6 protein-coding genes are annotated in these 8,643 nt (G+C 66.7%); 3 read left to right on the top strand and 3 right to left on the bottom strand.

Annotation, left to right across the window (positions count from 1 at the left end; all coding sequences use genetic code 11):
* Positions 1 to 175: 175 nt before the first annotated feature.
* From ACTJJK_RS22705 to ACTJJK_RS22695, 3 genes are all read right to left on the bottom strand, one after another.
* Positions 176 to 1,384, bottom strand: coding sequence for a low temperature requirement protein A (locus tag ACTJJK_RS22705; protein ID WP_440731317.1), 1,209 nt, complete (start codon positions 1,382 to 1,384; stop codon positions 176 to 178).
* 28 nt (positions 1,385 to 1,412) lie between these two features.
* Positions 1,413 to 1,685 (bottom strand): hypothetical protein, encoded by a 273-nt coding sequence (locus tag ACTJJK_RS22700; RefSeq protein WP_031374082.1) that lies wholly within the window; start codon positions 1,683 to 1,685, stop codon positions 1,413 to 1,415.
* Positions 1,686 to 1,814: 129 nt separating this feature from the next.
* Positions 1,815 to 2,588, bottom strand: coding sequence for an SDR family oxidoreductase (locus tag ACTJJK_RS22695; protein WP_031374083.1), 774 nt, complete (start codon positions 2,586 to 2,588; stop codon positions 1,815 to 1,817).
* 110 nt (positions 2,589 to 2,698) lie between these two features.
* On the opposite strand from ACTJJK_RS22695, the gene ACTJJK_RS22690 reads away from it, so the two are divergent.
* From ACTJJK_RS22690 to ACTJJK_RS22680, 3 genes are all read left to right on the top strand, one after another.
* A complete protein-coding gene (locus ACTJJK_RS22690) occupies positions 2,699 to 3,637 on the top strand; it encodes a helix-turn-helix domain-containing protein (protein ID WP_161786167.1) in 939 nt (312 codons plus the stop codon).
* Positions 3,638 to 3,798: 161 nt separating this feature from the next.
* Positions 3,799 to 4,695: an ABC transporter ATP-binding protein gene (locus tag ACTJJK_RS22685; RefSeq protein ID WP_031374085.1), complete on the top strand. Its 897-nt coding sequence runs from the start codon at positions 3,799 to 3,801 to the stop codon at positions 4,693 to 4,695.
* Between the two features lie 13 nt (positions 4,696 to 4,708).
* A complete protein-coding gene (locus tag ACTJJK_RS22680) occupies positions 4,709 to 8,278 on the top strand; it encodes an ABC transporter permease/M1 family aminopeptidase (RefSeq protein ID WP_440731318.1) in 3,570 nt (1,189 codons plus the stop codon).
* Positions 8,279 to 8,643 lie beyond the last annotated feature (365 nt).

Genomic DNA, 8,643 nt, shown 5'->3' with positions numbered 1-8,643 from the left:
GGCTCGCGCCGCTCCTACCCCGCGCAAAAATACGCCGCTTCGATGTGTGGTAATTGGCGTTGTTGGTCCTGCGCGTCCCGTGGTCGCGGCTCACGCCGCTCCTACAAGGGATGGATTCTTCCGCCCGGCCATCATGCCCATCACGCGCACCAAGGCGCCGACAGGCCGCACCCGATCAATGCATAGCCGGAGCCGCTGGCCGCGGCTCCCGCCGCAGGGCGACGGTTTCCCAGCCCGCGACGATCATCAACACCGCGCTGGTCGCCGCACCCAGGGTCAACGGCGACAGATGCAGTGGCGCGCTCGCGAAGGCCAAGGCGGCCAGCATCAGCAGGCCGACGCAATGCGAGAACGGCGGGAAGCGACGGGTGTTGGTGACCCACTTGAACAAGGCGCAACCCAGCAGGTACAGCGCCGGTCCGCCGATGATCGCGGCGATGCCGGCGCCGTCGGCGTGGTCGGGATGGACCAGCACCAGTTCGTCGGCGACCGCGCACACCACGATCCCGCCGACGATCAGCAGGTGCAGGTAGGTGTAGGCGTTGCGCGCCTGGCGGGCCTGCCGGGTCTGGTCGGTCTGCTGCAGCATGCGATGGGTCGCGCGCTCGGCGCCGGTGTCGAAATAGATCCACCACATCGCCACGCTGCCGAGGAAGGCGATGCAGAACGCGGCCACCGCGGTCGGGTTCCATTCGAGTTTGGCGAAGGTGGCGCCGGTAATCAGGATGGATTCGCCCAGGGCGATGATGATGAACAAGCCGCAGCGCTCGGACAGATGCGCGCCTTCGACGTCCCAGTCCGACAGCGAGGAACGGCCCAGGCCGGGCACGCGGAAGTAGGCGAGGGGGCCGAGGTATTCGATCGCCACCGCGACCAGCCACCAGGCGATCCGCGACTCCGGTTCGGCCAGGCCGCCGAGCACCCAGAACACCGCCGACAGCGACAACCAGATCAAAATACGCACGAAATTGCGGAAATTGCCCGGGCTGCGCCCGCCGCGCAGCGCCCACAGCATGAACGCGGTGCGCCCGACCTGCATCGCCGCGAACACGATGCCGTAAGCGAGACCGCGTTCGGCGAAGGCCTGCGGCAGCGACGACGACAGCAGCAGGCCGCCGAACATCAGGGCGAAAATCATCAGCCGCACCGGCACCTTGTCCGGGTCGAGCCAGTTGGTGACCCAGGAGGTGAAGATCCACAGCCACCACACCCCCAGGAACAGCAGGCCGGTGCGCAGCGCGCCGACCGCGGTGAGGTTTTCGAGCAGAGTGTGGGACAACTGGGTGATCGCGAACACGAACACCAGGTCGAAGAACAGTTCGCTGAAGCCGACCTTGGCGTGGCCTTCGCGGATGCGCAGCAGGGTGGTGCGGGCGGGAGTCATGGCGGCATCTGCGATTCGGCCGTGCAGCTTAGCCGCGCGACAGCCTCCACCATAGCAACAGCGCGACCGCGGCCGGCCCGCCGAACACCGCCAGGAAGATCGGCAACTCCTCGGCGACGCTGTAGCCCGCGCGCGCCACGCCGATCCACAGGTTGATCGCCGCGCCGATGAACCACAGCGGCAGGAACAGCTTCAACGCGGTCAGCAGCGGCCCGGGGCCCGGGCCGCCGAGCAAGCGCGCGGCCAGCAGGCACAGCGCCAACAGGACCAGACCGCCGAGTATCACCATCACCGTATGCATCGCGTCTCCCTTGTGAGTGCCGCCGTTCGCGCCCCTGTCGCCGCCGCCGCGCAGGCGCCCGGCAGGGCGTGGTCGGCCCATGGTTGGCGGCGGCGCGTGCAGGCGACGTGCAGGCGGTCGCCGCATCGCTCAGCGGGTGGTGTAGCCGCCATTGGCGAAGATGGTTTGGCCGGTGATCCACCAGCCGTCGGTGACCAGGAATTTCACCAGCGGGGCGATATCGCGGATCTCGGTCAGGCCGCTTTGGGTGCGGCTGCTCAGCGCCGCCGCGGTGGCGTGGTAGGCCGCCGATTCCTTGGACTCGGCCGGGTAGAAGAACGGCGTGTCCATCGGTCCCGGGCCGATCGCGTTGACCGAGATGCCGCGTTCGCCGAACTCCTTGGAGGCGGCGCGGGTGAAGTGCTCGATCGGCGCCTTGCTGCCCGGGTACACCGCGTAGAACGGCGTGTATGCGGCCAGCAGCGAGCTGACGATGGTGCAGACGTTGCCGTCGTCGGCGAGCTGCTTGCCGGCCTGCTGGATGAAGAAGAACGCGGCCTTGGAATTGACCGCGAACATGCGGTCGTACTCGGTCTCGCTCACCTCGACCAGCGGCTTCTTGATGACCATGCCGGTGGTATTGACGGCGATGTCGATCTTGCCGAAGCGCGCCTTGGCCGCGTCGAACAGCTTTTCGACCTCGTCGGGCCGGGTCAGGTCGCCCTGGTGGGCGAAGGCGTCGGCGCCGGCGCTGCGCAAGGCGGCGACGGTGTCCTCGGCGGCGGTGCGGGTGGCGTCGCTGTTGTAGTGGACGGCGATGCCGGCGGCGCCGCCCAGGGCGAGCTCGCGCGAGATCAGGCCGCCGAGGTTCTTGGCGCCGCCGCCGATGACGACGGCCTTGCCGTGGAGGGAACGATCGGGCATGGGGAGGGACTCCGTTGGGCTGAAGGAGCGGGGCGGGGGCCGCCGCGGACGTTGACGCGAATGTGATCGGAATCATGTTTAGCTCGCCCCACGTCCGTTGCGCTTCCACGATGTCCGAGCCGCTTTCAATTTCTCCGCCGACCGTGGCGGCCGATGCCTCCGCTCGCGGCGAGTCCGCGCTGGGCGCGGCCGCGGTGCGCGACTGGCTCGGCGTGCGCCGGCTCTCGTTCAATCGCGAGCTGACCCTGGCGCCGGGCCTGGAATTCGCCTTCGCCTCGGAGAGCATCGCCGAGCCGACGCAATGGCGCCTGCAGCACGACCGCCATACCCTGATCGTCCATCTCGACGGTTCGATGCGGCGCCTGGACACGCGGATCGAAGGCGTCGGGCGTTTGCGCCTGCCGCCCGCGGCCGGCGATCTGTGGCTGATCCCGGCCGGCCGCCGCTATCAGGGCGAGGCGCTAGGCGGCGAGATCGCCTACGCCGAGCTCACGATCGATCCGGCCCGCTTCGGTCCCTGCCGCGATGGCGCCGCCGACCTCGCCGCGCGCATGAAGCAGCGCGATCCCTTCGTGCACGGCCTGGCCGCGCGCCTGGCCGCACTCTGCGACCAGGGCGACGACCTGGCGGCGATGCTGCGCGAAGCCTTGGGCCAGGCCTTGGGCCTGCATTTGTTGCGCGAGTACGGCCGCAGGCCCGCCGTAGTGGCCGCGACCGCGCCGCGCCTGCAACCGGCGCAACGGCAGCGGATCGAGGACTACATTCAGGCGCAGTTGGACCAGCCGATCCGGCTGTCCGCACTCGCGGCGATCGCCGGACTCAGCGTGCACCGGCTGCTGGTCGCGTTCCGCGCCGCCTTCGGCGCGACCCCGATCCAGTACGTGCTCGGCGAACGCCTGCGCCGGGTCTGCCTGCGCCTGCGCGACAGCGACGAGGACATCGCCACCATCGCGTTGGAGACCGGTTTCGCCAGCCACAGCCATCTGTCGATGGCGTTCAAGAAGCGCTACGGCCTGGCGCCGCGCGACTATCGCCTGCAGTCCCGCTAGGCCGGCGCGCCCGCGGGCCGCGCCACAGTTCGCCGCCCCTGCCATCGGTCATGACGACGAAACGCCCATGGGTGTAAGCGCCGCGGCCGCTAGCATCGATCCTGTCAGGACACGCCCGGCGATCCGCGCCGCGCCGTCCTTCCTCCGCACGGGACCCATCGATGCTCACCATTCGCGACCTCACCAAGACCTATGCCAACGGCGTGCGTGCGCTGGACGGCATCTCGCTGGATATCCCGCGCGGCATGTTCGGCCTGCTCGGCCCGAACGGCGCCGGCAAGTCCTCGCTGATGCGCACCCTGGCGACCCTGCAGGAGGCCGACGCCGGCAGCGCCACGCTCGAGGGTGCCGACGGCCGCCCGATCGACGTGTTGCGCGACAAGGACACGGTGCGGCGGCAATTGGGCTATCTGCCGCAGGACTTCGGCGTCTATCCGAAGGTCAGCGCCGAGGACCTGCTCGAACACTTCGCCGTACTCAAGGGCCTGACCCAGCGCAAACAACGGCGTGAGGTGGTCGACGGCCTGCTGCATCAGGTCAACCTGTGGAACGCACGCAAGCAGAAGCTCGGCACCTTTTCCGGCGGCATGCGCCAGCGCTTCGGCATCGCCCAGGCCCTGCTCGGCGACCCGCGCCTGGTGATCGTCGACGAGCCGACCGCCGGCCTCGACCCCGAGGAACGCAATCGTTTCCTTAATCTGTTGGCCGAGATCGGCGAGAACGTCGCGGTGATCCTGTCGACCCACATCGTCGAGGACGTGACCGACCTCTGCCCGACCATGGCGATCGTCAACAAGGGCAAGGTCTTGCTGACCGGCGAGCCGAACGCGGCGATCGCCGCCGTGGCCAACCAGGTGTGGCGCAAGCAGGTCACCAAGGCCACGTTGGCCAGCTACGAAACGCGCTACACCGTGTTGTCGACGCGCCTGGTCGCCGGCCAGCCGGTGATCCACGTGTTCAGCAAGGACCGCCCGGAGGAGGGCTTCGAGCCTGTCGCACCGGACCTGGAAGACGTGTATTTCCAGCGCCTGCGCCAGCACGCGCGCGTCGCGGCTTGAGCGGGGCGCCATGATGATCGCCGAATTCTTCCGTTTCGAGTTGCGCCAACAGCTGCGCGCGCCGCTGTTGTGGCTTATTTCCCTGCTGTTCGGGCTGCTCGCCTTCGCGATGACCAGCTCCGACGCGGTGCAGATCGGCGGTGCCATCGGCAACGTCAACCGCAATGCGCCGTCCACCGTGATCATGGCGCTGAGCTATTTCAGCCTGCTCGGCCTGTTCGCCATCGCCAGCTTCATCGCCGGCGCGCTGCTGCGCGATTTCGAGCTCGGCACCGCCGACCTGTTTTTCTCCAGCCCGATGCGCAAGCGCGACTTCCTGATCGGCCGTTTCTCCGCCGCCCTGGTCGCCTGCCTGCTGGTGTTCGCGATGGTCGTCGCCGGCCTAATGATCGCGCCGCTGATGCCATGGATAGACCCGGAGCGGCTCGGGCCGTTCTCGCTGATGCCGTATCTGTGGGGCCTGTGCGTGGTGGTGCTGCCGAATCTGTTGTTCATCGGCGCGCTGCTGGCCTTGCTCGCGGTGACTGCGCGCAACTTGCTGGTGGTCTACCTCGGGGTGATCGCTTTCTTCATCCTGTACCGCCTCGGCCGGGGCCTGGCCACCGACCTCGACAACGAGTGGCTGGCGGTGATGATGGATCCGTTCGGGATCACCGCGTTGCGGCGTACCCTGCGTTACTGGTCTTCGGCTGAACTCAATACCGCGATCCCGAGCCTCGACCGTTTCCTGCTGGCCAATCGACTGGTCTGGAGCAGCATCGGCCTGGCGCTGGCGGCGACCGCCTTCGCTCTGTTCAAACCGCAGCGCACCGCCACCGGCAAGGGCTGGTTCCGGCGCAAAAAGCGCTCCGCACCGGTGGCGACGACGCCGTCGACCGTGGTCGCGCCGCGGGTGCAGCCCGCCTTCGGTACCGGCACCGCCGTCGCCCAGTTCCTGCATGCTTTGCGCTTCGACACCGTCGGCGTGCTCAAGAGCGTGCCGTTCCTGATCATGCTGGCGTTCGCGGTCGCCAACCTGCTCGGCAGCGCCGGCGCCATGCGCAGCCTGTTCGGCACCGAAACCTATCCGACCACCTCGGTGATGATCGGCGCGCTGCAGGATACCTTCGGCTTCATGGTCGTGTTCATCGTGATGTTCTACGCCGGCGACCTGGTGTTCAAGGAACGCGGGGTCAAGCTGGCCGAAGTCACCGATGCCATGCCGGTGCCGAACTGGGTGCCGCTGTTGAGCAAGGCCGCGACCCTGGTGTTGGTGGTGCTGATCTTCCAGGGCATCGGCAGCCTCGGCGCGATCGGCTACCAGCTCGCCAAGGGCTATCGCGAGCTCGAACCGCTGCTGTACGCCAAGGCCTTGTTGCTCGATTCGGTTCCCTTCGTGCTGATGGGCGGCCTGGCCCTGGTGCTGCAGGTCCTGACCAACAACAAGTTCATCGGCTACGGCGCGCTGATCCTGGTCGTGGTGCTGCAGTCCGTCTTCGGTCTGCTGCACTTCGAGCACAACCTGTACAACTTCAGCCGCGCCTCCGAAGCGCCGTATTCGGACATGAACGGTTACGGCCAGTTCCTCGGCGCACGCCTGTGGTTCCAGGCGTACTGGGGCTTGTTCGTCGCAGCCTTGCTGACCCTCGCCGCGGCGTTCTGGGTGCGCGGCGTGTCGCCGAGCCTGCGCGATCGCCTCGCCCTGGCGCGCAACCGCCTGCGCGGCGCGCCCGGCCTCGTCCTGGCCGGGTTCGCCCTGGCCTGGGTCGGCGCCGGCAGCTTCATCTTCTGGAACACCAACCTGCTCAACCGATACGTCCCCTCGGACGTGGCGATGGACGAGCAGGTGCGCTACGAGAAGGAGTACCGCAAGTACAAGGGCCTGGCCCAGCCGCGCATCCTTGCCGTCGAGGTCGACGTCGACCTGCATCCGGAAACCTTGAGCGTGTCCAGCAAGGGCCGCTACCGCATCGCCAACCCGCATGCGCAGCCGATCAGCGAGTTCCACATCACCGTCGATCCCGAGCAGCGCATCGCCGCCCTGGAGTTCGGCGGCGCCAAGCTGAGCCACGACGACGAGCGCCTGGGTTATCGCATCTACAAGCTCGACCGGCCGATGCAGCCCGGCGAACAGCGCGAACTGCGTTTCGCCCAGTCGTTTGCGCAGCGGGGTTTCGGCAACGAGCCCGACAACAAGGCCATCGTCGCCAACGGCAGCTTCTTCAACTCCGCGGCCTTCCCGCACTTCGGCTACAACGAGAACCGCCAGCTCGCCGACCGCAACGAGCGTCGCAAGCGCGGCGTCGCCGAGGTGCAGCGCATGGCCAAGCTCGAAGATAAGGCGGCGCGCGGCAACCACTACATCGGCGGCGATGCCGACTGGATCGACTTCAAGACCACGGTCTGCACCGCGCCCGACCAGATCGCGCTGGCCCCGGGTTATCTCAAACGCGAATACCGCCGCGACGGACGCCGTTGCTTCGACTATGCGATGGACCAGCCGATGCTGCCGTTCTACGCCTATCTGTCGGCGAAGTGGCAGGTCAAGCGCGCCGAACACGGCGGCATCCCGGTCGAGGTCTATTACGATCCGAAACACGCCTACAACGTCGACCGCATGATCGACGGCGTCAAACAATCGCTGGACTACTTCCAGGCCCAGTTCACCCCGTACCAGCATCGCCAGGTGCGCATCATCGAGTTCCCCGGCTACGCCCGTTTCGCCCAGAGCTTCGCCAACACGATTCCGTTCTCCGAATCGATCGGCTTCATCGCCGACCTGCGCGACACCAGCGCCATCGACTACGTGTTCTACGTGACCGCGCACGAAGTCGCGCACCAGTGGTGGGCGCACCAGGTGATCGGCGCCGACCTGCAGGGTTCGACCATGCTGTCGGAATCGCTGTCGCAGTACTCGGCGTTGATGGTGATGGAGAAGGCTTACGGCCGCGCCAAGATGCGCCGCTTCCTCAAGTACGAACTGGACAACTACCTGTCCGAGCGCAGCGCCGAGCGGGTCGAGGAACTGCCCTTGTACCGGGTCGAGAACCAGCCCTATGTGCACTACCGCAAGGGCTCGCTGGTGTTCTACCGCCTGCGCGAAGACCTGGGCGAGGCGGCGGTCAACCGCGCCCTGAAACGTTTCCTGCAGGACAAGGGCTTCCAGCAACCGCCGTACACCACTTCGGCGGAATTGCTGGACTATCTGCGCGCCGAAGCCAAGCCCGAGCAGCAGGCGCTGATCACCGACCTGTTCGAGAAGATCACCTTCTACGACAACCGCGTGGTGAGCGCGAGCACGAACAAGCGCGCCGACGGCAAGTACGAAGTGACCATGCAATTGCACGCCGGCAAGGTCTATGTCGACGGCAAGGGCAAGGAAAGCCCGGCCCGGCTCGACGACTGGATCGAGATCGGCGTATTCGCGCGCGGGCCCTCGGGCGAGGAAGCCGACGAGAAACCGCTGCTGCTGGAGCGTCGCCGGATCACCGAGGGGGAATCGACGATCAAGGTGGTGGTCGGCGAGGCGCCGTATGAGGTGGGGTTCGATCCTTACAACAAGTTGATCGACCGGGTGTCGGCGGACAACCGCCAACGCTTGTAGGCGGTGGGCGAGGGCCCACGGCCGTTGGCTTTGTCCTTGCCATCGCCATCGCCATCGCGATTGTCTTTGATGTTGCTGTTGCTGTTGCTGTGCGCAGCTTGGCACTAACGAAGGCAAACGAAGACCCGGAGGGCGGCCCGCAGGGATGCGGGCCGTTTTTCATCGGGACAGGGATGTCCCGTATGAAAAAGCCCCGCGGATGCATCGCCCGTGCGGGCCCTTGATTCAAAGAAAAGCATTTTTCTTTGGTTACCTTTCTTTTGTTGCTTCTGACAAAAGAAAGTAACCCGCCGCTTTAGTGGCGGAAGCTCTTAGCGTTTGATCTTGATCTTGCTGATCGAGAAGCCACAAGCAAGAGCAGAGCT

Source organism: Lysobacter sp. 22409, assembly GCF_052045105.1.
GTDB lineage: Bacteria > Pseudomonadota > Gammaproteobacteria > Xanthomonadales > Xanthomonadaceae > Lysobacter > Lysobacter antibioticus_B.
This window is presented reverse-complemented; position numbering and strand designations above follow the sequence as displayed.